The 251-nt window shown below is 64.1% G+C and carries 1 protein-coding gene; it reads left to right on the plus strand.

The features are described from left to right. Positions 1-251 (plus strand): nicotinamide mononucleotide transporter (locus AC0IYH_RS32975; protein WP_471838596.1); only part of this gene is annotated, 251 nt, incomplete at both ends.

Below are 251 nucleotides of genomic sequence, written 5' to 3' on the forward strand. Positions count from 1 at the left end.
GGGTGACCGCCCTGACGAGCGACTCCAGGTCTCGAGTCTGGATCTTCGCCAAATCGCCGCCGGCCTTGCGCTGGGCCTGCTGGGCTCGGTCGTGCTGGGTGTGTTGATGAGCACCTACACCGACGCCAGCGCGCCTTGGCAGGATGCCACACTGTGTGCCTTCAGCCTGGTCGCGCAATTGTGGATGGCCAAGAAGCGCCTGCAATGCTGGCCGCTATGGATCGTCCTCGACCTGCTGTTCGTCGCACTGT

The sequence above is a fragment of the Pseudomonas sp. AC463 genome (assembly GCF_979253585.1).